This window comes from Bradyrhizobium sp. AUGA SZCCT0177 (assembly GCF_018130125.1).
In the GTDB taxonomy this organism is placed as follows: domain Bacteria; phylum Pseudomonadota; class Alphaproteobacteria; order Rhizobiales; family Xanthobacteraceae; genus Bradyrhizobium.
Map to the genome: position 1 here is coordinate 130768 of NZ_JAFCMA010000009.1, position 26630 is coordinate 157397.

Annotated in this window: 24 protein-coding genes; 15 read left to right on the forward strand and 9 right to left on the reverse strand. The window is 62.4% G+C overall.

What is annotated here, in order from left to right; translation table 11 throughout:
• Positions 1-246: 246 nt before the first annotated feature.
• Together JQ597_RS12940 and JQ597_RS12945 are read right to left on the reverse strand one after the other, a co-directional pair.
• Positions 247-1671 (reverse strand): outer membrane protein, encoded by a 1425-nt coding sequence (locus JQ597_RS12940; protein ID WP_212264618.1) that lies wholly within the window; start codon positions 1669-1671, stop codon positions 247-249.
• A gap of 749 nt (positions 1672-2420) precedes the next feature.
• Positions 2421-3035, reverse strand: coding sequence for a COG3904 family protein (locus JQ597_RS12945; protein WP_212264620.1), 615 nt, complete (start codon positions 3033-3035; stop codon positions 2421-2423).
• Positions 3036-4186: 1151 nt separating this feature from the next.
• Here JQ597_RS12945 and JQ597_RS12950 point away from each other — a divergent pair.
• The gene (locus tag JQ597_RS12950; RefSeq protein WP_212264622.1) at positions 4187-5113 is read left to right on the forward strand and encodes a septal ring lytic transglycosylase RlpA family protein; all 927 of its coding nucleotides are present in this window, start codon (positions 4187-4189) and stop codon (positions 5111-5113) included.
• Here the strand turns inward: JQ597_RS12950 and JQ597_RS12955 are convergent.
• On the reverse strand, positions 5107-6048 hold the full coding sequence (locus JQ597_RS12955; protein WP_212264624.1) for an alpha/beta fold hydrolase: 942 nt from the start codon (positions 6046-6048) through the stop codon (positions 5107-5109). The two genes, JQ597_RS12950 and JQ597_RS12955, sit on opposite strands and share 7 nt — an antisense overlap.
• 167 nt (positions 6049-6215) lie before the next feature.
• Between JQ597_RS12955 and JQ597_RS12960 the strand changes: the two genes are divergently transcribed.
• Genes JQ597_RS12960 through JQ597_RS12970 form a run of 3 tightly spaced genes read left to right on the forward strand, consistent with a single transcriptional unit; the run spans position 6216 to position 9204 of the window.
• Positions 6216-7478 carry a D-alanyl-D-alanine carboxypeptidase family protein gene (locus JQ597_RS12960; protein ID WP_212264625.1) on the forward strand — a complete coding sequence of 421 codons (1263 nt, stop codon included), beginning with the start codon at positions 6216-6218 and terminating at the stop codon, positions 7476-7478.
• 2 nt (positions 7479-7480) lie between these two features.
• Positions 7481-8167, forward strand: a complete 687-nt coding sequence (tmk, locus tag JQ597_RS12965; protein WP_212264627.1) for a dTMP kinase — start codon at positions 7481-7483, stop codon at positions 8165-8167.
• Positions 8164-9204: a DNA polymerase III subunit delta' gene (locus JQ597_RS12970; protein WP_212264629.1), complete on the forward strand. Its 1041-nt coding sequence runs from the start codon at positions 8164-8166 to the stop codon at positions 9202-9204. Before tmk ends, JQ597_RS12970 begins: the two co-directional genes overlap by 4 nt.
• A 40-nt stretch (positions 9205-9244) precedes the next feature.
• Here the strand turns inward: JQ597_RS12970 and JQ597_RS38275 are convergent, their stop codons facing one another.
• The gene (locus JQ597_RS38275) at positions 9245-9568 is read right to left on the reverse strand and encodes a hypothetical protein (RefSeq protein ID WP_349628822.1); all 324 of its coding nucleotides are present in this window, start codon (positions 9566-9568) and stop codon (positions 9245-9247) included.
• A gap of 46 nt (positions 9569-9614) precedes the next feature.
• Here JQ597_RS38275 and metG point away from each other — a divergent pair, with 46 nt between their 5' ends.
• From metG to JQ597_RS12995, 5 genes are all read left to right on the forward strand, one after another.
• Entirely contained in the window at positions 9615-11204 is a 1590-nt protein-coding gene (gene metG / locus JQ597_RS12975) for a methionine--tRNA ligase (protein ID WP_349628823.1), read from the forward strand.
• Between the two features lie 14 nt (positions 11205-11218).
• Complete coding sequence (locus JQ597_RS12980) at positions 11219-12010, forward strand: TatD family hydrolase (protein WP_212264632.1); 792 nt, start codon at positions 11219-11221, stop codon at positions 12008-12010.
• The gene (locus JQ597_RS12985; RefSeq protein ID WP_212264634.1) at positions 12007-12813 is read left to right on the forward strand and encodes an MBL fold metallo-hydrolase; all 807 of its coding nucleotides are present in this window, start codon (positions 12007-12009) and stop codon (positions 12811-12813) included. The genes JQ597_RS12980 and JQ597_RS12985 overlap by 4 nt, the downstream gene beginning before the upstream one ends.
• Before the next feature lie 74 nt (positions 12814-12887).
• Positions 12888-13886: a L,D-transpeptidase family protein gene (locus JQ597_RS12990; RefSeq protein ID WP_212264635.1), complete on the forward strand. Its 999-nt coding sequence runs from the start codon at positions 12888-12890 to the stop codon at positions 13884-13886.
• 162 nt (positions 13887-14048) lie between these two features.
• Complete coding sequence (locus tag JQ597_RS12995; protein WP_212264637.1) at positions 14049-14681, forward strand: antibiotic biosynthesis monooxygenase family protein; 633 nt, start codon at positions 14049-14051, stop codon at positions 14679-14681.
• 101 nt (positions 14682-14782) lie between these two features.
• Here the strand turns inward: JQ597_RS12995 and JQ597_RS13000 are convergent, their stop codons facing one another.
• From JQ597_RS13000 to JQ597_RS13020, 5 genes are all read right to left on the reverse strand, one after another.
• Positions 14783-16444: an acyl-CoA synthetase gene (locus tag JQ597_RS13000; protein WP_212264638.1), complete on the reverse strand. Its 1662-nt coding sequence runs from the start codon at positions 16442-16444 to the stop codon at positions 14783-14785.
• Positions 16445-16472: 28 nt separating this feature from the next.
• The gene (locus JQ597_RS13005; protein WP_212264640.1) at positions 16473-18371 is read right to left on the reverse strand and encodes a TRAP transporter large permease; all 1899 of its coding nucleotides are present in this window, start codon (positions 18369-18371) and stop codon (positions 16473-16475) included.
• A 62-nt stretch (positions 18372-18433) separates the two neighbouring features.
• Positions 18434-19453: a TRAP transporter substrate-binding protein gene (locus JQ597_RS13010; protein WP_212264642.1), complete on the reverse strand. Its 1020-nt coding sequence runs from the start codon at positions 19451-19453 to the stop codon at positions 18434-18436.
• Between the two features lie 341 nt (positions 19454-19794).
• Positions 19795-20601 (reverse strand): enoyl-CoA hydratase/isomerase family protein, encoded by an 807-nt coding sequence (locus JQ597_RS13015; RefSeq protein ID WP_212264643.1) that lies wholly within the window; start codon positions 20599-20601, stop codon positions 19795-19797.
• 117 nt (positions 20602-20718) lie between these two features.
• The gene (locus JQ597_RS13020; RefSeq protein ID WP_212264645.1) at positions 20719-21492 is read right to left on the reverse strand and encodes a PA4824 family protein; all 774 of its coding nucleotides are present in this window, start codon (positions 21490-21492) and stop codon (positions 20719-20721) included.
• A 62-nt stretch (positions 21493-21554) separates the two neighbouring features.
• Here JQ597_RS13020 and nthA point away from each other — a divergent pair, with 62 nt between their 5' ends.
• The 6 genes from nthA (at position 21555) to JQ597_RS13050 (ending at position 26559) form a co-directional block, all read left to right on the forward strand.
• Positions 21555-22202 carry a nitrile hydratase subunit alpha gene (gene nthA, locus JQ597_RS13025; RefSeq protein ID WP_212264647.1) on the forward strand — a complete coding sequence of 216 codons (648 nt, stop codon included), beginning with the start codon at positions 21555-21557 and terminating at the stop codon, positions 22200-22202.
• Positions 22202-22861 carry a nitrile hydratase subunit beta gene (gene nthB, locus JQ597_RS13030; RefSeq protein WP_212264648.1) on the forward strand — a complete coding sequence of 220 codons (660 nt, stop codon included), beginning with the start codon at positions 22202-22204 and terminating at the stop codon, positions 22859-22861. The genes nthA and nthB overlap by 1 nt, the downstream gene beginning before the upstream one ends.
• A complete protein-coding gene (locus tag JQ597_RS13035) occupies positions 22861-23244 on the forward strand; it encodes a nitrile hydratase accessory protein (protein ID WP_212264650.1) in 384 nt (127 codons plus the stop codon). Before nthB ends, JQ597_RS13035 begins: the two co-directional genes overlap by 1 nt.
• 436 nt (positions 23245-23680) lie before the next feature.
• Positions 23681-24688, forward strand: coding sequence for a TRAP transporter substrate-binding protein (locus JQ597_RS13040; RefSeq protein WP_212264651.1), 1008 nt, complete (start codon positions 23681-23683; stop codon positions 24686-24688).
• Between the two features lie 9 nt (positions 24689-24697).
• Positions 24698-25240, forward strand: a complete 543-nt coding sequence (locus JQ597_RS13045) for a TRAP transporter small permease (protein WP_212264653.1) — start codon at positions 24698-24700, stop codon at positions 25238-25240.
• A gap of 26 nt (positions 25241-25266) precedes the next feature.
• The gene (locus JQ597_RS13050) at positions 25267-26559 is read left to right on the forward strand and encodes a TRAP transporter large permease (RefSeq protein ID WP_212264655.1); all 1293 of its coding nucleotides are present in this window, start codon (positions 25267-25269) and stop codon (positions 26557-26559) included.
• Positions 26560-26630 lie beyond the last annotated feature (71 nt).

Consider the following 26630-nt stretch of genomic DNA (forward strand, 5'->3'; position numbering starts at 1 on the left):
ACGCCCAGGCTGCGCGCCTGGGTGCTGCGGCCCTGGGTACGATCAAAGCGGCTATTGGACAGTCAATAAATACGTGACGAGTACCGCGGCTGCCGTAAACGAGCAGAGCGCGGTGACAGGCGACATGCCGGCCAATATGCAGCGCGCGGCAGCGGCGTTGGCTTGAACGAAAGGATCGGCCATCGATTCCTGGTTTCCGATGATCGACCGGGCGAGAGTTGCTGCCAACGCCGCTCGCTCGCCGTCTCAATACTTGGCGACGACCGGACCGCTGCCGAACTTGTAGTTTACACCGACGCGTCCGACGTGATCGCGCAAGTCTGTGACCAGCGTGAGCGGTCCGAATCCAGGTTGAGTTACCGCGTAGGTGGCGCTGCCGAGATCGACGTAGAGATACTCGGCCTTGGCACTCCAGTTGCCGCCGAGCGCGGCCTCAATGCCGCCGCCGATGGTCCAGCCGGCTTTGCTGTCGCTGAAGTGCGTGGTCTGGTTCAGGGGCGGAACCTGCTGATTGATGGTGGTCTTGATCTCACCGAACGCAGCACCGCCTGTGACGTAGAACAGCGCGGGTCCGGCGGCATAGCCCAGCCGTCCGCGCGCCGTTGCGAGCCACGACAGCTCCTGGGTGAAATTCTGCGTCAGGGTGCCCAGCGTCGGCTGGCATAGTCTGCAGATCGTGTCCTTCTGGCCGCTCCACTGAAAGTCGCCTTCCAGACCCAGCACGACATTGCTGACCTGCCAATTGTAGCCAACCTGCGCGCCACCGACGACGCCGTCGGGCGCGATGGTGAGCTGATCATTGGGCAGTACAAAGGTCTGGACCGCTGCATTGCGGGCGACGCCATAGCCGACGTTGCCGCCGACGTAAGCGCCGGCCCAATTGTAGGCGAGCAGAGCGGGAGCTTTGGCGAACATAGGCGCAGCTGCCGGGGCCGGCGGGGCGCCAAATCTATAGTTCACGCCGACGCGTCCGACATGGTTGCGCACGTCGCTGGTGGCGACTTGCGTACCACCGCCGAAGGCGAGAGGGATGATCTGCGTGTTCGAAACACTGCCGAGATCGACATAGAGATATTCGACCTTGGCTGTCCAGTTGCCGGCCAGTACGGCCTCGATGCCGCCGCCGGCGGTCCATCCCGTCTTGCTATTGGTTGCGGTCGCCGACGGCGCTCCGAAGCAGCAATCCAGGGTCTGTCGGATTTCCCCATAAGCCGCGCCGCCGGTGGCGTAGAACAGGGCCGGTCCGGCCGCATATCCCAACCGCCCGCGCACGGTTCCGAACCACGGCATCTCCTGGGCGACACCACGACCAATAACGCCAGGAGGGAAACTGATGCAGTTAAAGCAATACGAATCCCGTTGGTCCGTCCACTGCCAGTCGGCTTCGGCGCCGAGCACCCAATTGCCTACTTGCCAATTATATCCGATCTGTAGGCCACCGAGCACGCCGCGCGGGGCGAGTGTTACCCTGTCGGTCGGAGGTGCGCCGAAGAACGGTTCGCTGGAATTGTGTCCGACTCCATATCCGAAATTGCCGCCAACATAGAAACCGGTCCAGCTGTAGACCGACGCGGCGATCGGAGCCTTTACCGGCCTTGCCGCGAGATCCGCCGCTTGAGCTGATGCAACCGTGGCGACCGCGATCACCAAACCAAGCAGCAGACGATTCATTCCCAGCATCCCTTAATCGTATGACCCGATTCACTCTATCAAATCGGGCGGACGCATGTGTGATCGCGCTGCAACACCTGAGCGGGAATCAATATTACTGTGGCGATCGTTGGGTGAATCACTCGTCTGCGCGCAGGCGGGCCTACTGTCCGTCACCGACCCTGATCACCGCCAGCCCCGGGGGTACTCCGAACTAGTTCGAAAGGGTCAAGCGACTTGCGGTAACAATGCCCCGCGTTTTTTTCCCACTTGCCCGCCGAGAATGGCGGGGCTTCTTCGTCGGCGCAAATTCGGATGCCGCGTTATCGTTCCCGAGGAGCGCCGGTGTGCCGATGATTCTGACGGGCGACCCCGCCTATGTGCCGAGTGCGCCTATGAACAGCGCAAGCAAACCCGTTGACCCGACAACGGATGCCCAGAACAGCCAATCGAAACGTGGGCGCTTAAAAGGAAGTCTCGGCGGGTCGAATTTGGACATGTGTCGCGTCCCTTGAAGCCGGGAGCACAACACTCTCATATTACCCGTGGTCCGGTCGATGACGCCCCTTGGGTAACTCCAAATCCCCGGCTCCCGATACAGCGGCCGTTCCAGAAGGTGTGAGGTTTGCTAACACTTTTGCAAACCAACTGCTTGGGACGGAGTGGAACGAGACAGGACCAGAGAATCAACTCGGCTGTGAAAACCCTGGTATTTACGGGCTCTTTGGCACTAGGCGCGACCGACTGGTACTCTATAGTCACCTGGCTCATTATCGCTCTGGCCCGTCGCCGCCGCGAGTGACATTCGTTTCCATCGATTGAAGATCTGCGAGACTAAGCCAGACCATTTCGCTGGATGGCGTGATTAACATGCGGCGAATGATTGACGAGGTAACTCCCAATTCTTTTGCAACGCTAGCCATCGACTGTGTTGCAGAACGAGACTCGGCCCCTTTATCGGCGGCGCCATGCACTCCGATGCGGGCGCGATGGTTTGCGGTTTTTGTTTCCCCGGCCGCAAAAATGAGAAAGCACGCCGATGCGCAAGTTGCGTCCCGCCCTACATTCGTTGAGATTTTTGCAGACTTGACCACGGCTGCCAGCAGGACACCTTCTCGCAAGTTGCCGCCATCAGAGTGCAACCGCAGCAAGGTCACCAGTTTACCCGCGTCATTCGCCGCTTTGATGCGCGCTTGCAGTAAGTCAGCATCGCCAGGCAAAATATTGCCGGAGATGGAAATTTCGACGTGATCGTCTTTGAGATTAAGGGACTTTATCTCGGCAGCGGCTGCGACCGACGCGCTCAGTGCGAATAGTCCCGCATTAACGAGCCCGTAAACCGCAATTCCCAACTTTTTCCGCTCGCAGAAAAGCGAGTCACTCATTTTATTCCTTTCGCCTTCAGGCCCGGTACTCCCCGTTGTGCGCCGCACGCTGCCTAACTCGCAGGGAAATCCACCGGAAGGACCACGCATAGCCCTCGGCCGATTGGCCTCAGGTGGCCTTTTTCAATCGCCCGGCGCGACGCCCTACGTCCAGAGGTGGGACGAGGCCCCCCTCCCAGGACTAGCTGAAGGCGAGAACGAGCCAACCTGAGCACAACAGCACAAGGGCGGTGACGATTAGCGCAAGGAACCCGTCAGACACGAAGTCATGATTACTCATGGTACACCTCCTGCCGCTAACTGGAGGCTGGTCCGCATTTATTAAAAATTTCGGAATCGGCTTAAGGAAGTCACCGCCTACGAACAAGTGGTGAACGGGCTTGCTACCATTTTGCTAGGGGCGTGCCGCCGGGGAAAGCGTCGATTCGCGCGGTGACGGTGCCATCCCGCCCAGCAATGCGGAAGGCTTGCGGTCTAGCCGAGCGCGAAAGCCAGCAAGCTTGAGCACAGCAGCACCAGGCTGGCCGTGGTCAGTGCGAGGAATCCGTTAGAGACCAAATCGTGGTTGCGCATGATACACCTGCCACTCTGGATGCTCGTCCGAATTGATTAAAGCTTTCCGAATCTCCCGCCTCGAAAGAGGTGATGCGTCTTTCTGCTTGGGGCTCAGCCTCAAGCAGGGCCTGAAACTCAGGCCCGGGATCGATAGCCTTCGAATGCATGAGCCAGGAAAATCGCCGCGCTCACCAGGCCCATAATCGCTGTAACCGTCTCAATCATCGCACAAATCCTTTGCGCCCCTGCACGCACAGAACGACTGCGCCGTTGCACAGTCAAAAAGATTCCGTGGCCAAAACGAAAGTCCGGGCCGAGTGATGATTTGCTGCAACAGATTGTCTGAAAGCGGGACAGGGCAGGGATGGTCTATGGGCGATCGTCACAATGAAGCCCGTAAATCGCCGGGGGACCGAGGCAATCCCGAGGCGACGGTGGATAGCAACCATTGATTCACCACGGCGGCGCGCACCGCATTTCCGCCGTGTTCGGGTTGCGATATCTTTACGACTTGGTGCGGAGGTGGGCCGTATCAAGGAATCAGGCCATGCAGCCTCTACGTAGGCATGCGGCCGCGAGAATGGTATTTGGGGCAAATGGGGATTCGACGGTCGAAATCGATGGTCCGGGTGGCGCGTGGTGCTGCTGCCGTGGCCGCCTGTCTCCTGCTTGCCAATTGCGCCTCGTCGGGCAAGTTCGCGAGCCGCGTCGATCCCAAATACGGCGTTTCCTCAAGCCCCCGGGTGGTGGCGATGGGTGAACCCGTGCCGAAGGGCGGCGGCACCTACCGGATCGGCAAGCCCTACACCGTGGCCGGCCGGGTCTACGTGCCCGAGGAAGACCCCGACTATCGTGCGGAAGGCATGGCCTCCTGGTATGGCGACGATTTCCATGGCCGGCTGACCGCCAATGGCGAAGTATTCGACATGCTCTCGCTGACCGCAGCCCATCCAACGCTGCCGATCCCCAGCTACGCCCGCGTCACCAATTTGCGTAACGGCAAATCGCTGGTCGTCCGCGTCAATGACCGCGGCCCATACCATGGCAACCGCCTCATCGACGTCTCGAACAAGGCGGCCGAACTCCTTGATTTCAAAAGCAATGGTGTCGCCAAGGTACGTGTTGAATATGTCGGGCGGGCCCCCTTGGAGGGTTCCGACGACCGCCAGCTGATGGCGACCTTGCGGACCGGCGTTCCGGCGCCATCACCATCCACGGTGCGGGTGGCTTCCGCCCGGCCGTTCGTTCCCGAGATGCCGTCCTCCGCGGGGCGGATCCGGGGCGAAGTTCCGATGCCGGAAGGGCGGCCCTATAGCCTCGGCAACAGCTCGGCCGACTACGCCTCGATCAATGCCACCTCGGAAATATCGGCCTCCAACCGCTCGCGCGGCCGGGCGTTGGAAAATCCACGTGCGGTGTCTTACGAAAACGAGGCGGGCTATGCGGCCACGCCGCGCTCGGCCTATCTGCCGATCGATCCGCGGGGCCCGAGCGAGGTTCTGAGCGGGCGCGGGCTCTACTGATTCTTCAGGAAGGCTATCAAAGCGGCGTTGACCTCATCGGGCCGTTCCTGCTGAATCCAGTGACCGGCGCCGTCGATGATCAGCTTTTGCCGCAGGTTGGGCAGCACCCGCTCCAGTTCCGTGACGCGCTTGGCGCCGATCAGGCCGGTGATAACGGAATCTTTCGACCCCGCGACGAACAATGACGGCTGATGGATCTGGGCGCCCTGCCAGGGGGCGGTCAGTTCCCAGTTGCGGTCGAGATTGCGGTACCAGTTCAGTCCGCCGCGGAAGCCGGATTCGCGATAGACCTTGGCAAAATAGGCGATGTCGGCCTCATCAAGCCAATCCGGCAGCTTCACGACGGGGCTGATGTTGCCGAGAAAGCCCTTACCCTCGGTGATGTAGAGCGCGGCCGGGTCGGACACCCCGCGCCCAAGCACCAGGCGCATGGTCAAGGCGACATCCCGCTCGAACTCGGCCTCGGCAACGCCGGGGGTCTGAAAGTATTGCCAATAGAAATTGGTGATTCCACCGTCGCGCAGGCTGTCCAGCGGCCGGCCGCGGCCGCGGAATGGGGGCGGTACGCTGAGGCCCGCGACTTTCGTAAAGACGTCCGGGCGGAACATCGCCGCGTGCCATGCAACCGGCGCGCCCCAATCATGGCCGACAATGACGGCCTGCTTTTCGCCCAGCGCCGACACCAGCGCGACCATGTCGCCGACATTGTCGAAGATGCTGTAAGCCCCGATTTCGGCGGGCGCGCTGCTGCGGCCAAAGCCGCGCATGTCCGGCGCCACGACATGGAATCCGGCTGCCGCGATCGCAGGGATCTGGTGCCGCCACGAATAGGACAGTTCCGGCCAGCCGTGACAGAGCAGCACCAGCGGACCCTGACCTTGCTCGAGCACAAACAACTCGATCCCGCTTGCGGAAATGGTGCGTGAGGATGGCATCGCGTTTCCGCCCTGTTTTTCGTATCTTGTCGGGAAATTGCAGCGCTTGGGAAGGATACGGTCGTTCGGTCGGCGCCGCAATTGGATCGGCTGATCCACAAGTCCAAAAACCTGTGTTGTTTGCGATACTTCCAACTGTTAGAACGCCGGGATTCAGGACATCGCCAATGGCTGCCGACAGACCCGTTTCCCGCAAATCTGACGCCGCGGCCGCACGTCCGTGGCGGGGCCTGATCGCGACCACGCTGGCACTGGCCGTCGGATGGGGCGGGATCGTCTACGCCGCCAACAACAGCGTGCAGGGCGCCAAGAAGGAAGCGGAGGGTGGCTTTGACGGCGACGCGCCGACCGCGATCCTGATCGAAGGCACCAGCGGCAGCGTGCTGTTCGAGAAGAATGCCGACGAGTTGCGGGCGCCGTCGAGCATGATGAAGCTGATGACGGCCGAGGTGGTGTTCAACGCCGTCAAGACCGGCAAGGTCAAATTGACCGACGAATACCGCATCAGCGAAAACGCCTGGCGCAAAGGCGGCGCGCCGGCGGGCGGCTCGACCATGTTTGCCATCCTCAACAGCAAGGTTTCGGTCGACGACCTCCTGAAGGGCGCGATCATCCAGAGCGGCAACGACTCCTGCATCGCGCTCGCCGAGGGGATGGCCGGAAACGAAAAGATCTTTGCCGCCGAATTCTTGACCAAGCGGGCGCGCGAGCTCGGCATGACCAGGTCGACCTTCGGCAATTCAAACGGGCTGCCCGATCCCGCCAACAAGATGACGGTGCGGGAACTGGCCAACCTCTCGCGTCATATCATCCTGACCTATCCGGACATGTACAAGCTGTTCGCGGAGAGGGAATTCATCTGGAACAAGATCCGGCAACAGAACCGCAATCCGCTGTTGAACTCGCTTAACGGTGCCGACGGGCTGAAGACCGGTTACACCAAGGACGGCGGCTACGGGATGGTCGGCTCCGCCGTCCAGAACGACATCCGGCTGATTGTCGTGATCAACGGGCTTGAAGACCCCGACGATCGCGCGTCGGAAGCCAAGAAAATGCTGGAATGGGGGTTCCGCAATTTCGAGGCGCGGACGCTGTTCGCGGCCAATCAACAGGTCGGATACGCCAAGGTGTTCGGCGGTGAAAGCCGAGCGGTCAAGCTGGCGAGCCGCGAGCCGATCAAGGTGATGGTGCCGAAGAACGGTAGCGAAAAACTGATCGCGCGCCTGGTCTATAACGGCCCGGTGCGGGCGCCGGTCGCCGAGGGCCAGCCGGTCGGAGTGGTGCGGGTCTGGCGCGGCGGCAATGTCGCGATGGAGGCGCCGGTCTATGCTGCGGAGGCGGTCGCGACCGGTTCGACGATGCGCCGGGCGATCGACGGCGCCAGCGAGCTTGTCATCGGCATGTTCCGCGCGAGCGCAGAGAAGCTCTGATTATGGCCGAAGCAACGGTTAGCCGGCCTTCGGGACGCGGAAAGTTCATTTCGTTCGAAGGCGGCGAGGGCTCCGGAAAGTCCACGCAGATCAAGAAACTTGCCGATCGGCTTGCAACGGCAAAACTGCGCGCGATCGTCACCCGCGAGCCCGGCGGCTCGCCGGGCGCCGAAATCATCCGTCATCTCGTGCTGTCGGGCATGGGCAAATTGCTGGGGCCGGAGGCGGAAACGCTGCTGTTCGCCGCCGCCCGCGACGACCATGTGCGCACGGTGATTCAGCCCGCGCTCAGCCAGGGGATCTGGGTGCTGTGCGACCGGTTTTCGGATTCGACGCGTGCCTATCAGGGGCGGCTGGGACAGGTCTCGCCCGCCGTGCTCAACGCCATGCAGCGGGTCACCATCGGCGACCTCAAGCCGGACCTGACCATCATCCTCGATATCCCCGTTGAAGTCGGACTGAAGCGCGCCGCCGTCCGCCGCGGCACCGGCGCTCCCGACCGTTTCGAGGCGGAGGACGTCAAGTTCCATCAGGATCTGCGCGACGCTTACCAGCAGATCGCCGCCGAAGACCCGCAGCGCTGCGCGCTGATCGATGCCAATGCCGATACCGACACAGTCGCCACCCACGTCTGGAAGGCCTTGCGCGATCACCTGTTCGCTATTTCCTCGACGGCGAGTTCCGCATGAGCGCCCGCAAGGTCGAGCAGGACACCACAGTCCGGCATCCCCGCGAAACGCCTGACCTGTTTGGGCATCGCGATGCCGAGATCGCACTGCTCAACGCCTACCGCAGCGGCCGCATTCCGCATGCCTGGCTGATCGGCGGCGCGCAGGGCATCGGCAAGGCGACGCTGGCCTATCGCATGGCGCGGTTCGTGCTGACGCATCCCGACCCGCTGTCGCTATCCGTGCAACGCGCGGAGACGCTGGCGGTCGATCCCGCCGATCCCGTTGCGCGGCAGGTCACGAACGGCGCCCATGGCGGGCTGTTGGTGCTGGAGCGCAGCCTCAACGACCGCGGCGTGATGCGCACCGTCATTACGGTCGACGAGACGCGTGAGACGATCTCGTTCTTCGGCTCGACCGCGGCGGTCGACGGCTGGCGGGTCTGCATCGTCGATACCGTCGACGAGCTCAATCCCAATGCGGCAAACGCACTGCTCAAGATACTCGAGGAGCCGCCGCAGCGATCGCTGTTTCTGCTCGTCAGTCATTCGCCGGCGCGGGCGCTGCCGACCATCCTGTCCCGTTGCCGCAAATTGCCGCTGCGACCGCTGGCGACCGAAGACGTCATCCGCGCAGCAGCACTCGCCGCGAACATGGCGGCGGACGATCCGGCGTTGATGGAAGCCGCCGAGGCGGCGGAGGGGAGCGTCTCGCGTGCGGTGACACTGCTCGGCGGCGATGCGCTGAAGCTGCAGCAAAAGACTGCGGCGCTGCTCGCGACCCTGCCGGATGTCGATCCGCGCGAATTGCACGCGCTGGGTGACGCCCTGGGCGGCAGCGACCGCGTCGCACTCGCCGCTTTCGTCGATGGCATTGATCGCTGGATCGGTGAAAAGCTGCGCGCTGATGATCCCAACGCCAATCTGCCGCGCCTTGCACGGCTGGCGGAGGTATGGGAAAAGATCATCCGCGCCGCGCGCGATACCGAATCTTACAATCTGGAACGAAAACCGCTGGTTTTCTCGGTATTCGGGATGCTCGCGGAAGCCACGCGGTAACGCGCCGCTGCTAGCATTCCAGACAATCTGTTTTGAACGTTTAAAGGAAATTCGTGGTGGCGAAGGCTAACAAGACCTCCAAAAAGAAAAAGGCGAAGAAGGCCCGCAAGTCTTCGCCGGCGCGCGTCACCAAAAAGGCGGCTGCGAAAAAGCCTGCCGCGAAATCCAAGCGCGTCGTGAAAAAAGCACGCAAGGCGCCGAAAAAGGCTGCCAAGAAGGCCGTCAAGAAGACGGCAAAGAAAGCCACGAAGAAGACGGTTGCGAAGAAGGCGGCCAAGAAATCTGCCAAAGCCCCTTCAAGGAAACCGGCGAAGAAATCCGCGGCCAAGAAAGCCGTTGCAGCCCCCAAAAAGCCGGCTGCCATCAACAGCACCCCGTCTGCCGAAAAGAAGCCGGCCGCGCCGCCGCGTGTGAAACCGGCTGCCGCCGCAGCGCCGGCCTCGGCCGCTTCGCGGGGCAATGTCTTTTACGTCACGACGCCGATCTTCTATCCGAACGGCATACCGCACATCGGGCATGCCTATACCGCGATGGTCACCGACGCGATCGCCCGCTTTCAGCGGCTCGACGGCTTCGATGTCCGGTTTCTGACGGGAACCGACGAGCACGGCCTCAAGATGCAGCAAACCGCGGTCGCTGAGGGCCTCACGCCGATCGCGCTTGCCGATCGCAACTCCGCGCGCTTCCGCGACATGATGGCCGCGCTCAACATCTCTTATGACGATTACATCCGCACCACCGAGCCGCGCCACAAGCGGGCATGCCAGGCACTCTGGAGCGCGATCGAGAAGAACGGAGATATCTATCTCGACAAGTATGCCGGCTGGTATTCGGTGCGTCAGGAAGCCTATTTCGACGAAGCGGAAACCACCGTCGGGGACGATGGCATTCGCCGCGAGCCGCTGGGCTCGCCGGTCGAGTGGACCGAGGAAGAGACCTATTTCTTCCGCCTGTCGGCCTATCAGGACAAGTTGCTCGCCCTCTATGCTGACGTGCCCGACTTCGTGCTGCCGCGCGAGCGGCTCAATGAAGTTGCGAGCTTTGTCAAAGGCGGCCTGAAGGATCTATCGGTCTCGCGAACGACGTTCGACTGGGGCATCGAGGTGCCGGGCGCTCCGTCCCATGTGATGTATGTCTGGATGGACGCGCTAACGAATTACATTACGGCCGCCGGCTATCCCGACGTCGAGAGCGCCGAATTCCAGCGTTACTGGCCGGCCAATCTGCACGTCACCGGCAAGGATATCGTGCGTTTCCACGCCGTCTACTGGCCCGCCTTCCTGATGTCGGCCGGCGTCGAGGTCCCCCATCGTGTCTTCAGCCACGGCTTCCTGCTCAACCGCGGTGAGAAGATGTCGAAGTCTGTCGGCAACGTCGTTGATCCCTTCGCCATGGCGGCGCAATACGGCGTCGATCAGATACGCTATTTCTTCATGCGCGAAGTGTCGTTCGGCCAGGACGGCAGCTACAACCACGAGGCCATCGTCGCGCGTATCAATGCCGATCTCGCCAACGATCTCGGCAATCTGGCGCAGCGCTCGCTGTCGATGATCGCAAAGCAACTCGGCGGCATCCTGCCGGAGCCCGGCGAGTTCAGCGACAACGACAAGGCGATCCTCGCGCAGGCCGACGCCATGCTGGAGGCGTCGCGCACGGCGATGGCGACGCAGCAGATCCATCAATGGCTGAGCGCCGTGTGGGCCGTGGTGGCGGAAGCCAACCGCTATTTTGCGGGCGAGGCGCCGTGGGCGCTGGCGAAGACCGATCCGGCGCGGCAGAAGACCGTCCTGTACGTGACCGCGGAAGTCGTGCGCCAGGTCGCCATCCTGGCACAACCGGTGATGCCAGAATCCTGCGGCAAGCTGCTGGACAGTCTCGGTATCCCCCAAGATATCAAGTCGCGTAATTTTGCGGCACTACCCACGCGCATCGCCGCAGGTACAGCCTTGCCGGCACCGGTCGGGGTGTTCCCGCGCTACGTCGAACCAAAGGTAGATTGATCGGTTCGAACGCCATGCTCGTCGACAGCCACTGCCATCTCGACTTTCCCGATTTCGCCGAGGATCTCGACGGCATCGTCGCACGCGCCGAGAGATCAGGCGTCGGCCGCATCGTCACGATCTCGACGCGGGTGAGGCAGCTTGGCGGGCTGCTGCAAATCGCCGAGCGGTTTCCGAACGTCTATTGCTCGGTCGGCACCCATCCGCACCACGCCGACGAGGAAGACGGCATTCCCGCGAGCGAGTTGATCGAACTGACGAAGCATCCGAAGGTGGTCGCGCTGGGCGAGGCGGGGCTGGATAATTTCTACGACGACGGCTCGCCGGAAGCGCAGGAGCGCGGCTTTCGCGCCCACATTGCCGCCGCGCGCGCAACCGGCCTGCCGCTGGTCATTCACACCCGCGACGCCGATGAAGGTTGCGGTCGCATCCTCGGGGAGGAAATGGCCAAGGGACCGTTTCGTGCCGTGCTGCATTGCTACACTGGCGGACGCGAACTGGCGATGCAGGCGATCTCGCTTGGACTTTCGATCTCGTTCACGGGCATCCTGACGTTCAAGAAATCAGAAGCCTTGCGCGAACTCGCCGCCGACCTGCCGGCCGATCGCATCATGGTCGAAACCGACGCGCCGTATCTGGCGCCCGGCAAATTCCGTGGCAAACGCAACGAGCCATCCTACGTGGTCGAGGTGGCCAAGGTGCTGGCGGAGGCGCGCGGGGTTTCGCTTGAGGAGATTTCGCGGCAGACAACCGAAAACTTCTTTCGGCTGTTTTCCAAGGTACCCGCGCCGAAAGCGGCCGCATGACGCTGACGCTGACGATCCTCGGCTGTGGTTCCTCCGCCGGCGTGCCGCGTCCGGCGCTGGGGTGGGGCGCTTGCGATCCCAGCAACCCCAGGAATCGTCGCCGCCGTTGTTCGCTGCTGGTTGAGCGCACGGGCGCCCACGGCACCACGCGGATCGTGATCGACACTTCGCCCGACCTGCGCGAGCAATTGATCGACGCCAATGTCGACCATATCGACGCGGTGTTCCTGACGCATGAGCACGCCGACCAGACCCACGGCATCGACGATCTGCGCTCGGTCGTGCTGCACCAGCGCCGCCGCATTCCCGTCTACTTCAATCAGTCGACCGCGAAAGACATCATGGCGCGGTTCTCCTATTGCTTCATCTCGCCCGAGGGTAGCGATTACCCGCCAATCCTGACGCGTCATTCCATCGAAGCTGGCGAGAGCCACACCACGCAAGGGAAGGGCGGCCCGGTGGAGCTTTCCGCCTTCCTGGTTCACCACGGCAAGATACCCGCGCTGGGATTTCGCATTGGGGATGCCGCCTACACACCCGACGTCCACGACATTCCCGAGGAGAGCTGGCCATTGCTCGAAAACCTCGAGCTCTGGATCATCGACGGGCTGCGCTATGCCGGGCATCCCAGCCATTTCAGCATCAACGACGCGCTGTCCTGGATCGGGCGCTTCAAGCCGCGCCGCGCCGTCATCACCAACATGCATTCCGACCTCGATTACGAGGTGCTGCGCCAGAGCCTGCCGGCTGACGTGATCCCGGCTTTTGACGGGATGCGGCTAACGCTGGAGCGGACCGGCTGAGGCTCCGGCAGCCCGGCGGAACTTCGTCGGCACGAACTGATTATCACCGGAGTTCCGCTTTCAGGAGAGCCGAGATGATCCGCCGCTTGTTGGCCGCACCGGTTCTGTGGGTCTCTCTGGTATTGCCGGCGGCCGGACTGGACGCCGCGTCGATCAACAATGCAGAATTTGAATCTGCAAAACCTCCGGCAGAAAGGAAAGTCGATCCTCTCGTCATTAAGGCCCAGGTCCTGCTGGATCGCGCGCGGTTTTCTCCGGGAGAAATCGACGGCAAGCTCGGCGAAAACGCGCAGAAGGCGTTAAAGGCCTTCGCCGAGGCGAAAGGCTTGAAGCCTGCTCAGGCGCTGACGCCAGAGGTATGGAAAGCGCTTGCGGGGACGAGCTCGGACGCTGTCGTTATCGAGTACAAGATTTCCAGCGGCGACATCAAGGGACCCTTCCTGGAAAAGCTGCCCGCCAGGATGGAAGATATGCGGCACCTCAAAGCTCTCGGCTACACCAGCCCGCGCGAAGCCATCGCCGAGAAATTTCACATGAGTGAAGGGCTGCTGGAAGCTCTCAACCCCAAGAAGAAGTTCGACCAGGTTAGTGAAATCGTTCTGGTCGCGGCCGTGCCTGGCAAGGACGCCAAATTGAAAGGTGACCGCATCGAGGTGGACAAATCAGGTCAGACGGTAAAGGTCTTCACCTCGTCCGGTGAGCTTGTCGGGTTTTTTCCAGCGACAGTGGGGAGTAAGGAAAAGCCGACACCCAGCGGCACGCTCAAGGTGGTGTCCGTCGATGCCAACCCGAATTATCGCTATAATCCCGACTACAAATTCAAGGGCGTTAAATCAAAAGAGGTGTTCACCATCAAACCCGGCCCGAATAATCCGGCGGGATCCTATTGGATCGGGTTGTCGGCCGAAGGATACGGCATCCACGGCACGTCCAACCCTTCGACGGTCAGCAAGTCTGAATCCAACGGTTGCGTTCGGCTGACCAATTGGGATGCCGGCTTGTTGGGCAGGAGCATCAAAAAGGGAACGCCGGTCGTGTTCGTCGAGCAGCCGCCGGCGAGCGGAAAGAGCTAGATCGTCCGCGCACGCTTCAAGCCGCGCCGCTTCTTGTCATCACCAACAGGATTATGAAGTGCTGCGCCAGCCTCTGCAGGCTGGCGTGATCCGGCCCATGACGGTTGACGCTGGAGCGGGTGGAGCAAACGGACTACGTTGGGAGAAAAGCAGGGTAGTTTAATGATCGGCCTGTTCTTCGAAGTTCAAACAAGGCCCGGGCGCCGGGACCAGTATCTCAATCTCGCCGCTTCACTGAAGCCCGAGCTTGAGGCCATGGGTGGCTGTCTTTTCATTGATCGCTTCAGGAGTTTGACACAGGAGAACCTGCTGCTGTCCTACCAGATATGGCAGGACGAGGGCGCCCTGACGGCCTGGCGGGCCCACGGCCACCATCACGAGGTCCAGACGGCCGGCCGCGAAAAGGTCTTTTCGGACTACCGCATTCGCGTCGCTCAGGTCATTCACGAAGAAAGGCCGGGACAACCTGTCTGGCAGGCGAAGAAGCGGACGCCCTACAACGATCCTTCGCGCCGGCCGCCGACCTATGTGCTGGCGGCGGAATCGCGAAGCGCCGAACTTCCAGTCGCAACCGATTGGCGCCGTGACGCGTTCACGAGCGTCTATCGCGAAGGACAGTATGCCCACCTGATCGACGTGCCGGACGAAGCGGGCGGTGCCGCATTCGGTGCGCGGCTATTTACCGATCCCACGACGGAGTATTTCCGCGTCTTCGAGGTCATGCGCGACTACGGCATGTACGAGCGAGCTGAGGCGCCGCAGTATTATCCACCGGTCAGGAGAGAGCAGGGGTAGGCTGTAGGGTGGACAAAGGCGCGTAAGCGCCGTGCCCACCATCGTTCGTCAGATTCGCGCAAGCGTGGTGGGCACGCTTCGCTTTTGCCCACCCTACAAACCTAGGCCGAAATCGCCTTCGCGGAATCCACCTGGTTGCGCAGCAGGAATTTTTGAATCTTCCCGGTCGACGTTTTCGGAATGACCCCGAACACCACGGCCTTCGGGGTCTTGAAGCCGGACATGTGGCCGCGGCAGAACGCGATGATGTCGGCTTCGGTTGCTTTCGCGCCGTCCTTCAGCTCGACGAAGGCGCAGGGCACTTCGCCCCATTTCGGATCCGGCTTGGCGACCACAGCCGCGAACAGCACGGCCGGGTGTTTGTAGAGGATGTCCTCGACCTCGACGGAGGAGATGTTTTCGCCGCCGGAAATGATGATGTCCTTGGAGCGGTCCTTGATGATGACGTAGCCGCTCGCATCGAGCACGCCGAGATCGCCGGTGTGAAACCAGCCGCCGGCAAACGCTTCGCTCGTCGCCTTCTCGTTCTTCAGATAGCCCTTCATCACGATGTTGCCGCGGAACATCACCTCGCCGATGGTCTCGCCGTCGCGCGGCACTTCGCGCATGGTTTCGGGATCGAGCACCGTGACGCCTTCCTGCAGCGGGTAGGGCACGCCCTGCCGGCGCTTGAGCTGCGCGCGCTGATCGGCCGGCAGTTCGTCCCAGCCCGGTTGCTCGGCGCAGACCGACGCCGGGCCATAGACCTCGGTCAGGCCGTAGACATGCGTCAGCTTGATGCCGATGCTCTCGGCGCCTTCGAGCACGGCAACAGGAGGCGCTGCGCCTGCAATCAACCCGACCACGGGCCGCGCCTTGGCGCCCTTCGGGGCGTCCGGCGCATTGATCAGCGTGTTGTAGACGATCGGCGCGCCGCACATGTGGGTGACGCGGTGTTTGGGGATCAGTTCGAAAATCTTCGACGGATCCACCTTACGCAGGCAGACATTGATGCCGGCGGAGGCCGCGACCGTCCACGGAAAGCACCAGCCGTTGCAGTGAAACATCGGCAGCGTCCAGAGATAGACCGGATGCTGGCCGAGATTGCCCGCCAGGATGTTGCTGACGGCGTTGAGGTAGGCGCCGCGGTGATGCGTCACGACGCCCTTCGGGTTGCCCGTGGTGCCCGACGTATAGCTCAGCGCGATCGCGTCCCATTCATCGCCGGGCAGTCGTGCCACAAAACCAGCATCGCCCTGCGCCACCGCCGCTTCATATTCGAGTTCGCCGATCCGCTTGCCGCCGGCAAATGCCGCATCGTCGACGTCGATGACATAAGGTTTGGGTCCCTTCATCAGCGTCAGCGCTTCCGCGATCACGCCGGAAAATTCCGGATCGACCAGGATGATTTTGGCGCCGCCATGATCGAGCTGAAACGCAATCGAGGGCGCGTCGAGCCGGATGTTGAGTGCATTCAGCACCGCGCCCGCCATCGGCACCGCGAAGTGCAATTCGTTCATCGCGGGAATATTCGGCAGCATCGCCGCCACCGTATCGCCGTGTCCGATGCCGCGACCGGCGAGGTATGAGGCAAAGCGCCGACAGCGCTCATGGGTCTCCGACCAGGTGAAGACGCGGCCTTCGTAGACGGTGCTGACGGCATCGGGATAGACAGCCGCGCTGCGGGCGAGGAAGCTCAGCGGCGTCAGCGGCACGTAATTCGCCGGCGTCTTGTCCAATCCGATGCTGTATTGACCTTGGTCTGGAGTCTGGGCTGCGCTCATCGGCTTTGTCCCGCCAGTAAAATTGAACCTACAAGAACCCGATCGAAATCCACGGGAAGATCGCCACAATAATAAGTCCCACCATCAGCGCCAGCAGATAGCCCCAGATCGGCCTGATCCCTTCGGCCGGATCGACGCGTCCGATGGCGCAGGCGGCATAATAGCCCACTCCGAACGGCGGCGCGAATAGCCCGATACCCATCGCCAGAATAACGATCATGGCATAGTGAACCTCGTGCACCCCGACCGCACGCGCGATCGGAAACAACAGCGGCCCGAACAGCACGATCGCCGGGATGCCCTCGAGCACGCTGCCGAGGATCACGAAGGCCACGATCGATACCGCGATGAAGGTTGCCGAACCGCCGGGCAGGCCGGTCATGGCCGCCGCCAGCGTCCGCGAGAAGCCGGACTGGGTCAGGCCCCAGGCCATCCCGGTGGCGCAACCGATGATCAGCAGGATGGCGCCCGACAGGCACGCGGTCTCGACCAACATCGGCATGATCCGCCGCCAGTCGAAATTGCGGTAGATCAAGAGCCCGTAGATCAGATAGCCGACGACGAAGGCGTAGACGATGCCGATGGTGGAAACTTCGGTCGCGGTCGCGATGCCCTCGACCACGGCGTAGCGGATTACAAAAGGCAGCGCCACGGCGGGCAGGGCGATGATGAAGGCACGGACGATCTCGCCGCCGCTGGCCCTGGCGACATGGGTCAGATCCTCGTCACGGTAGCGCCACCACACCAGCGCCGACAGGGTGATCGCCAGCACCACGCCAGGCAGCAGGCCGCCGGTGAACAGCGCCGCAATCGATACGCCGGTGACCGAGCCGATCGTGATCAGCACGAGACTCGGCGGGATGGTTTCGGTCTGGGCGCCGGTGGCGGAGAGCAGGGCGACCAGATCGCCCGGCTTGGCGCCCCGCGCCTTCATTTCCGGAAACAGCACCGGGGCAACGGCAGCCATGTCGGCGGCCTTGGAGCCGGAGATGCCGGAAACCAGGTACATCGCGCCGACCAGCACGTAATGCAGCCCGCCCCGGACATGGCCCAGCAGGCTCGCCAGGAACGCCACCATGGCGCGCGCCATGCCGGTCATCTCGATCAGCAACCCCAGAAACACGAACAGCGGCACCGACAGCAGGATGAGGTGGCTCATGCCCTCGTCCATGCGGCCGACCAGCACCATCAGCGGCGTGTTGGTGGTCAGCGCCAGATAGCCATAGGTCGCCAGCCCAAAGCCGAACGCAATGGGAACACCCGCGAACACGCAGAAGCCGGCCACGCCAACGAAGAAGATGATCAGGTTGAGATTGCCGAGTGGCTTCAGCGAGCCCTTCAGCAGCCAGAACGCCGCGATGACAAGCGCAACGGACAGGATGGCCGCGCATACGGTACGGACGTTGCCCGCCCGCATCAGCCGCAGCAACGCAAACAGCGCCATCAGAGCGATGCCGACCGGTAGCGCCGCCGCCCGCCAGATATTGGTGACCTGCAGCGCCGGCGTGGTGATGTAACTTTCCTCGTAGGCGTATTCAAAGGCCGGCCAGGCAATCATCAATAGAAACGCCAGCGCGGCCGAAGTCGCTACCACATCGAGATAGGCGCGCAGCGCAGGCTTGGCGCTCGCGACCACTGCCGTCATCCGCATGTGCTCGGCTCGCCGGAACGCCACGGCAGCCCCCAGCATCGCCAGCCACAGGAACAGCATCGAGGCCAGTTCGTCCGACCAGATCAACGGCCGGTGCATCCCGTAGCGCGCCACCACGCCCGCGAACAGGATGACGATCTCGGCGACGACCAGGAGCGCTGCCGGGATCTCAACCAGCATCCCAAGGAAGTTTTCAGTGGACGCGAGCAGGGAACGGCGGCGAGGGGGCTCTGCCACCTCGCCGGTCACGTTCTCGGTCAGTTCGGCATGAGCCATCGCAGCGCCCTGCACCACAGCATGAACAAAAGACAGGATAGGGGTCTGAGACCCCTATCCGGCTACGACAGCTTGCCGACGGACTTTTCCAGCAGCTCCCAAGCCTGTTCGCCGTATTTGCCCTTCCATTCCGCATAGAAGCCGGCCGAGCGAAGTTTGTCTCGGAACGGCGTCACGTTGGGCTGGTTGAAGACAAGGCCTTTGCCGGCCAATTCCTGCTGCAGTCCGGCATTGAGCTTGGCGACGTCTTCGCGTTCCTTGACGCCCGCGGCGTTGATGTTTTTGGTGACGATGGTCCGGACATCCTCCGGGAGTTTTTCCCACGCGCGGCGGTTGGCCAGGAACCAGAAGCCGTCCCACATGTGGTTGGTCAGCGAACAGAATTTCTGAACTTCGTAGAGTTTGGCGGTCGAGATGATCGCCAGCGGATTTTCCTGGCCCTCGACGATCTTGGTCTGCAGTGCCGAATAGACTTCGCTGAAATTGATCGAGGCGGGCGCCGCATCGAACGCCTTGAACATCGAGGTCCACAGCGGCGAAACCGGCACCCGGATCTTGAAGCCCTTGAGGTCCTCAGGCCCGTTGATCGGCTTGCTCGACGACGTGGTCTGGCGGAACCCGTTGTCCCAGATCTTGTCCATGACCACGAGGTTGGCCTTGGTGATCTCGCCGCGGACATACGCGCCCAGCCCGCCATCCATGGCCTTCCAGACCGTGTCGTAATCCGGGAAAGCGAAGCCGATGCCACTGATGGACGCCGCCGGCACCAGCGTCGCCAGGATCAGGCCTGACAGCGTGAAGAATTCGACGCCGCCGGATCTGATCTGGCTCAACATGTCGGTGTCGGAACCGAGCTGGTTGTTCGGGAAAATCTGCAGGTCGAACCGGCCATTGGTCTCGGCCTTGATCGCCGCCGCCATCTCCTTGGCGCGGGCGTTCAGCGGATGGCCGTCCGGGAGGTTGTTGGCGTATTTGTAGGTGAATTCGGCGGCCTGGGCACGCGCCACAAACGGCGCGCCGATGCCACCCAGCACCGCTGACGCAGCGGATGCCTTGAGAAGCGTGCGTCGTGAAAAGCTCATCTGGTTTCTCCCTTGAGGGTTGTTGTTCTTGAGACCCAATCCTATGCGGACCGGATGCTGCGAGCGATCTCGCCGGGGCGGCTTATTGCAGCGTCCGCCGGCCGCGGCAATATCGGTTTTCGGGACACAGCCGCGAGCAGTCATGCGTTGGCTTTTGCGAGATGTTTGGGGCCGGCAGTCTGGATCGAAAAACCGGATCAATCTGACCTGGCTTGGAAGGAATTCACGCTAAATATCTGATCTAATTGTAGATATAAATATTCCATAATATACCTTATGCGAATCGCGGGTATTGGCAACAGCCACGAGGCGGCACGGCTACGCCCGCTCGAAGCCCGATCCTACCGCCCCTTGAACCGCGGCTTGCGCCGCTCCAGGAACGCAGCGACACCTTCCTTGTGATCCTCGCTCAGGCTCGCCAGCGCGAACTGGTCGACGTCCATATGGCTGGTGAGATCGTCGAGCGCGTGGGTGAGCCGGTTGACGGTCAGCTTGGTCATGGCGACCGACAGCGGCGGCTGGGCGGCGACCTTGGCGGCTAGCGCCATGGCGGCGTCGAACGCTTTGCCGGGATCGGCGACCTCCTCGACCAGCCGCCATTCATGAGCCTCGGCCGCCGTGATGCGGTGGTCGGCCAGGATCACGGCCTGCTTGGTCCGCGCCGGTCCCATCAGGTGCAGCATGCGCGGCACGCTCTGCCAGCTCATGTTCATGCCGAGACCAATCTCGGGCACGCGCATATGGGCGTCGCGGGCCATGACCCGGAAATCCAGCGCCACCGCCAGCGCGACGCCGCCGCCGACACAGAAGCCTTCGATAGCGCCGATCGTGATCTGTTCCATGTCCTGCCAGGCCCGCGTCAGGCGCGGCCCGAGCTTCAGGTGGCGGCGCAGGGTGCCGAGGTCCATGGTTTTCCGCGCCCGGCCCTCGGGGTCCTTGAGATCGAAGCCGGCCGTGAATGCCTTGGCGGCGCCGGTCAGCACCACGACCGAGGTCGCGCCGTCATCCTCAAAGCTGCGGGCGGCATCGGTAAGCTGGCGCATCGCCTCCGGCGACATTGCGTTGATGCCATCGCCGCGGTCGAAGCGGACGACGGCGATACGGCCATCGGGCCCAAGGCCTCTTTCAATGGTGACAAACCCGGTCAAGCGGCGTCTCCCTACCCGTTATTTTTGAGAACCTTAGCGCAGAAGTCCGCGGTCGGCCCGCGCGCTGTTTGCATGCCGGCCCCTCCTGCCCGGCGGTGCAACCGGCCGCGTGGAGGCTCACAAATGGCCCGTACGCTGGTGGTCGGGTTTGCCTCCCGGGACGGGAAAGCGGATCGTGGTGCCAAGCGTGATCCAATTGGCGTTTTCGCCCGATATGTTGTGGCCGTAGATCAGGTCGACCGAGAATATATCGTTGGGCCGGTAACGAATGCCGGTCTGGAATCGCGGCCGGATCGCGCTCGGCTCGTCCGACTGGCCGGCCTGGCCAAACGCTTCGATGGTCCACTGCAACGTGTCCGTGAGTTTCCAGTCAAAGCCGGCGCCATAGACCAGGTAATGCCGGTCGGCCATGCGGTCCCACATCCAGCCGCCGTTGAGGTTGATCCGCATCGTCTCGGACAGTCTGTAGGTCACCGGCACGACCGCGAATGCGGTGAGGTTGTCTCCGGTCAGCGCGTCGAATGATCCGCCGGCATAGAACGACAGGCCGAACCTTCCCACTCCGGTCGGAATGAAGTTCCACTTGGCTTTGGGCGCGAGGCTGTTGCTCCAGTCGCCGTCGCTGCGCGACCGGACGGTCTGCATGCTCAATTCCACCGGTCTGAAAACATTGACCGCGCAGGATGGATTGGCCACGGCCGCAAAATCCGTATTGGTCGCCGCCTGCAGCCAGCTCTCGACCTTGCAGGAGCCGACCTCGGCGATGTCGGCGGCATCGACCGCATAGGCGCCGTTGGCGGCGCGCGCATCGCCGGCCGGAAACCAAATCGGAAGCCAAGCCGAAATGGCCGCTGCCGCCGCGATTGCGATGCGCCCTGCCCCAATCCCCATGGCCAAATGCTAGCAGAGTCTTCGCCTCGACATAGCCCGGATTTTGCGACTATCTTGGCCGCATGACAGGCCATGACCACGATCACCACGACCATCTTCACCACCACGATCACGACCATTCGGAATTGTCGGAGACCGAGCAGCGGGTGCGGGCGCTGGAATCGATCCTGACCGAAAAGGGCTATGTCGATCCGGCCTCGCTCGACCTCCTGATCGACCTGTATGAAAAGAAGATCGGCCCGCGCAACGGCATCCGCGTCGTCGCAAAAGCCTGGAGCGATCCGGCCTATCACGCGCGGCTGATGAAGGATGCGACGGCGGCAATCGCCGAGCTCGACTATAGCGGGCGGCAAGGCGAGCACATGGTGGTGGTCGAGAACACGCCCGAACAGCACAACATGGTCGTGTGCACGCTGTGCTCCTGCTATCCGCATCCGGTGCTCGGGCTGCCGCCGGTGTGGTACAAATCCGCGCCCTACCGCTCCCGCGCCGTCTCCGATCCGCGCGGCGTGTTGCAGGATTTTGGCGTCGCCCTGCCCGAGACGACAAGGATCCGCGTCTGGGATTCCACCGCCGAAATCCGCTACCTCGTGCTGCCGATGCGGCCCAAAGGCACGGACGGCTGGAGCGCCGAGCAGCTGGCCGAACTCGTCACCCGCGACAGCATGATCGGCACCGGATTGCCGAAACAGCCTGGCGAGACCGCCTGATGGACGGCGCGCACGATATGGGTGGCGCCAAAGGCTTTGGCCCCGTCGTGCCCGAGCCGAACGAGCCGGTGTTTCATGGCGAATGGGAGCGCCGTGCCTTCGCGCTGACGGTCGCGATGTCACGTCCCGGCGGCTGGAACATCGACATGTCGCGCTTTGCGCGCGAGAACCGTCCGCCTGAGGACTACCTCAGCAAGAGCTATTTCCAGATCTGGCTCGCCGGTCTGGAAACATTGATGATTGAACGCGGACTGGTGACATCAGAGGAAATCGAGGCCGGCAAGGTGCTCTCGCCGCCCAAGCCCGACGTAAAGACCCTGCCCCCGCAGGACGTCGTGCCGACGATCCGGCGTGGCGCCTCGACCGAACGCACGGCAACGTCGCCTGCGCTGTTCGCGGTCGGCGAAACGGTGCGGATGAAAGAGATTCATCCGCAGACGCACACGCGGCTGCCGCAATATGTCCGCGGGCATCTCGGCACGATCGAGCTCAATCACGGGTGCCACGTGTTCGCCGATCTCAATTCGCTCGGCGTCGGCGAGAGCCCGCAATGGCTCTATACGGTGCGGTTCGACGGAACTGAATTGTGGGGCAAGGACACCGATCCGACCCTCAGCATTTCGGTCGACGCCTGGGAATCCTATCTGGAGCGCGTGTGATGAATTTGACCCCGCAACAGGCGATGCGGGCGGCGGTTGCCGTCCCCGGCGTGCCGCGCGACGAGGATGGCCCGGTGTTCCGGGAGCCTTGGGAAGCCCGCGCCTTTGCGATGGCGCTGGCACTGCACGAAGCTGGGGTTTTCACCTGGAAGGAATGGGCGGAGACACTTGGCGCAGAGATCAAGCGCGCCCAGGCCGCCGGCGATCCCGATACGGGCGAGACCTATTACCAGCACTGGCTGGCGACGCTGGAGACGCTGGTCGCCGCCAAGGGCGTCACGACATCGGATGTCCTGCACCGCTATCGCGATGCCTGGGATCACGCCGCCGACCGCACCCCGCACGGTGCGCCGATCGAGCTGACGCCGGGTGATTTCGGCTAGCCTCACGTCTGCGCCCTTTGAGGCCCGTTATTTCCACGACCTGATGGTGGATTTTCGCGCGCAGCACTGGCGCCAGTCTATGTCCAGCATCCACGTTGCCGGTGAACGCCTCGATCGCCCGCGATTTGGCCGGCGGCGCCTGAACCATCCAATCAATGGATCATTCGATCCAATAATTGATCTGCCGCAGCATCGGTGCCCGGTGTCTACTCCTGAGTTCTTCACAGCGGGGACCGCAGCGATGGCGTTCACGATCGGCAACGGGCTTCGGTCGTTTCGGGTTGCGGCTCGACTTGCCCCGAGTCGCCTCGCCGGATCTCGTCGCTGGAGTTTTTATTCTGTTTACTTCGCCAATCCGGACTGCATAGTCTAATCAGGAAAATAAGGATGTCGGCCAACAATGCCGGCACAAATAAAACATCGAGGGAGGACAATCATGAAGCGAAGAGATTTTCTCGGAGCTGGAGCCGCGACGTTTGCGTTGGCTGCGACGGGCGGCATCGGCGGTGCGGGACGCGCGTTCGCCCAGACCAAGATGGTCATCAGAGCATCGGACGTTCATCCGCTCGGCTACCCGACGGTCGAGGCCGTGGTGCGCATGGGCAAGAAGCTGGAAACCGCCACCGACGGCCGCCTTACCATTCAGATGTTCCCGTCGATGCAGCTTGGCGGCGAAAAGGAGATGATCGAGCAGGCCCAGCTCGGCGCGCTGCAGATGGCCCGGATTTCCGTTGGCGCCGTCGGCCCTGTCGTGGACGACGTCAACGTCTTCAACATGCCGTTCGTCTTCCGCGATTCCAAGCATATGGAAGCGGTGATCGATGGCGAGATCGGCGACGAGCTGCTGGCGAAGATTTCGGCGAATGAGAAGACCAATCTGATCGCGCTGTGCTGGATGAATGCGGGCTCGCGCAACATCTACAACAGCAAGCGGCCGATCAAGACGATGGCGGATTTGAAGGGCCTCAAGGTCCGCATGATGGGCAATCCGCTGTTCGTCGATACGATGAACGCGCTTGGCGGCAACGGCGTCGCCCTGGGCTTCGACCAGGTCTTCAGTTCGATGCAGACCGGCGTCATCGACGGCGCGGAGAACAACCCGCCCTCCTTCATCGCCCAGAACCACAATCAGGTCGCCAAATACTTCACCATGACCGAGCATCTGATCATTCCCGAACTGCTCGTGTTCTCGAAGATCTCGTGGCAGAAACTGACGCCGGCGGATCAGGCGTTGATCAAGAAACTGTCGAAGGAATGTCAGGCCGAACAGCGCGTGCTGTGGCACGAGGCGGAGAAAGTCGCGATCGACAAGATGAAGGCCGCCGGCACCGAGATGATCATGGACGTCGACAAGAAGCCGTGGCGCGAGGCGGTCAAGCCGGTGTGGGACAAGTACGGCGCCAAATATGCCGAGATGGTCAAGCGCATCGACGCCGTGAAGTAGGCCCGGCGGATGAGTACGCAGACTGGAGTGGCCGGCGATCCCGGAGCCGGACTGTTCCGCAGTGCCATGAACGCAGTCTACTGGACCGGCGCCGTGATCGCGTGTGCGGCGCTCGTCCTGGTCTCGGCGATCATTCCCTGGGCGGTTTACACCCGCTACGTTCTCAACAGCGCCTCGTCCTGGCCTGAGCCGCTGGCCGTCTTGCTGACGGTTGGCATCACCTTCATCGGCGCCGCGAATTGCTATCGCCAGCGCATCCACATGAACATGACCGTGGGCACCGATCTTCTGCCCCCTCGCCTGCGCGGGGCAGCAGCCGTGATCAGCGAACTGCTGATGGGGGCCGTGGCGGTTTTCATGATGGTGTGGGGCATGAAGCTCGCTCTGGCGACTTGGGGAAATTCAGTCGATGAGTTTCCCTGGCTTTCCGTCGGCATCACTTACCTGCCGATCCCGATCAGCGGCGCGATGATGCTGCTGTTCGTGATCGAACGGCTGACCATCGGGCCTCCGCCGTCAAGCGGCGGCGATCCCCACGTCCCTATAGAATAACGTTTCTCTTCCAGCACGGACGTCCGATGGATATCGCAGTTCTCCTTCTCAGCATGTGTGTGTTCTTCGCCATCGGCATGCCGATCGCCTATGCCATGGCGCTGTCCGCGCTGGTCGGCGCGCTGTGGATCGACCTTCCGGTCGCCGCGATCATGCAGCAACTGTCCAGCGGTGTCGGCAAGGTGTCGATGCTGACCATTCCGTTTTTTGTCCTGGCCGGCGCGATCATGGCCGAGGGCGGCATGGCGCGACGGTTGGTGGATTTTGCAGCCGTCATCGTCGGCTTCACGCGCATTCGCGGCGGACTGTCCCAAGTCAATATTCTTGCCACGACGATCATGAGCGGCATCTCCGGCTCTTCCGTCGCCGATACGTCCGCGATCGGCTCGGTCATGATCCCGCAGATGGCCAAAAAGGGTTACCCGCGGGTCTTCGCAACGAACGTCACCATCAGCGCCTCGCTGCAGGCCATCGTCGTGCCGCCGAGCCACAACGCCGTGATCTATTCGCTGGCGACCGGCGGGGTCGTCTCGATCACGAGCCTGTTCCTGGCGGGAATCCTGCCCGGCTTGCTGCTGGGCTTTTCGCTGATGCTGTTGTGCTTGTTCTACGCCTATCGCGACAAGCATCCGAAGGGCGAGCCGGTGCCGATCCGACAGGCCGCCAAAATGCTGGTCGAAGCCCTCTGGGGCATCGTGACGCTTGTGATCGTGCTCGGCGGCATCCTCACGGGCGTCTTTACGCCGATCGAGGCCGGCGCGGTGGCCTGCGTCTGGGCGTTCTTCGTCACCATGTTCATCTACCGCGACTACAAATGGTCGGAACTGCCGCAGCTGGCCTACCGGACGCTGCAGACCGTGGCCATGGTGCTGACGCTGGTCGCCACCGCATCCTGCTTCGGCTACATCGCCGCCGTGATGCAGATGCCCGCCAAGATGACGGAATTCTTCGTCGCCATTTCAGCCAATAAATACGTGCTGCTGATGTGGCTCAACATCATGCTGCTGGTGCTGGGCACGGCGCTCGATCTCGCGCCGCTGTTGCTGATCTGCACGCCGATCCTGCTGCCGGTGGTCAAGAGCTTCGGCATCGATCCCGTGCATTTCGGCATCGTCATGCTGCTCAATCTGGGCATCGGCCTGTTGACGCCGCCGGTGGGTACAACGTTGTTCGTCGGTTGCGCGATCGGCAAGGTGTCGGTCGACGACATCATGCGCGAGATCTGGCCGTTCTATTACGTGATGTTCGCGGTGCTGATGATCGTGACCTACATCCCCGCCGTGTCGCTGTGGTTGCCGCACTCGTTCGGGTTTCACTAGCTAAAGCGTTTTCGAGCGAAAGCCTGCCCCGGACTTGATCCGGGGTGGACACCGGTTCGCGTTAAGAAAAT

Coding starts and splice junctions, on each gene's coding strand:
- JQ597_RS12940 (WP_212264618.1), bottom strand. CDS start 1,671: ATGAATCGTCTGCTGCTTGGTTTGGTGATCGCGGTCGCCACGGTTGCA.
- JQ597_RS12945 (WP_212264620.1), bottom strand. CDS start 3,035: ATGAGTGACTCGCTTTTCTGCGAGCGGAAAAAGTTGGGAATTGCGGTT.
- JQ597_RS12950 (WP_212264622.1), top strand. CDS start 4,187: ATGGGGATTCGACGGTCGAAATCGATGGTCCGGGTGGCGCGTGGTGCT.
- JQ597_RS12955 (WP_212264624.1), bottom strand. CDS start 6,048: ATGCCATCCTCACGCACCATTTCCGCAAGCGGGATCGAGTTGTTTGTG.
- JQ597_RS12960 (WP_212264625.1), top strand. CDS start 6,216: ATGGCTGCCGACAGACCCGTTTCCCGCAAATCTGACGCCGCGGCCGCA.
- tmk (WP_212264627.1), top strand. CDS start 7,481: ATGGCCGAAGCAACGGTTAGCCGGCCTTCGGGACGCGGAAAGTTCATT.
- JQ597_RS12970 (WP_212264629.1), top strand. CDS start 8,164: ATGAGCGCCCGCAAGGTCGAGCAGGACACCACAGTCCGGCATCCCCGC.
- JQ597_RS38275 (WP_349628822.1), bottom strand. CDS start 9,568: ATGGCAGCCGGCTTTTTGGGGGCTGCAACGGCTTTCTTGGCCGCGGAT.
- JQ597_RS12980 (WP_212264632.1), top strand. CDS start 11,219: ATGCTCGTCGACAGCCACTGCCATCTCGACTTTCCCGATTTCGCCGAG.
- JQ597_RS12985 (WP_212264634.1), top strand. CDS start 12,007: ATGACGCTGACGCTGACGATCCTCGGCTGTGGTTCCTCCGCCGGCGTG.
- JQ597_RS12990 (WP_212264635.1), top strand. CDS start 12,888: ATGATCCGCCGCTTGTTGGCCGCACCGGTTCTGTGGGTCTCTCTGGTA.
- JQ597_RS12995 (WP_212264637.1), top strand. CDS start 14,049: ATGATCGGCCTGTTCTTCGAAGTTCAAACAAGGCCCGGGCGCCGGGAC.
- JQ597_RS13000 (WP_212264638.1), bottom strand. CDS start 16,444: ATGAGCGCAGCCCAGACTCCAGACCAAGGTCAATACAGCATCGGATTG.
- JQ597_RS13005 (WP_212264640.1), bottom strand. CDS start 18,371: ATGGCTCATGCCGAACTGACCGAGAACGTGACCGGCGAGGTGGCAGAG.
- JQ597_RS13010 (WP_212264642.1), bottom strand. CDS start 19,453: ATGAGCTTTTCACGACGCACGCTTCTCAAGGCATCCGCTGCGTCAGCG.
- JQ597_RS13020 (WP_212264645.1), bottom strand. CDS start 21,492: ATGGGGATTGGGGCAGGGCGCATCGCAATCGCGGCGGCAGCGGCCATT.
- nthA (WP_212264647.1), top strand. CDS start 21,555: ATGACAGGCCATGACCACGATCACCACGACCATCTTCACCACCACGAT.
- nthB (WP_212264648.1), top strand. CDS start 22,202: ATGGACGGCGCGCACGATATGGGTGGCGCCAAAGGCTTTGGCCCCGTC.
- JQ597_RS13035 (WP_212264650.1), top strand. CDS start 22,861: ATGAATTTGACCCCGCAACAGGCGATGCGGGCGGCGGTTGCCGTCCCC.
- JQ597_RS13040 (WP_212264651.1), top strand. CDS start 23,681: ATGAAGCGAAGAGATTTTCTCGGAGCTGGAGCCGCGACGTTTGCGTTG.
- JQ597_RS13045 (WP_212264653.1), top strand. CDS start 24,698: ATGAGTACGCAGACTGGAGTGGCCGGCGATCCCGGAGCCGGACTGTTC.
- JQ597_RS13050 (WP_212264655.1), top strand. CDS start 25,267: ATGGATATCGCAGTTCTCCTTCTCAGCATGTGTGTGTTCTTCGCCATC.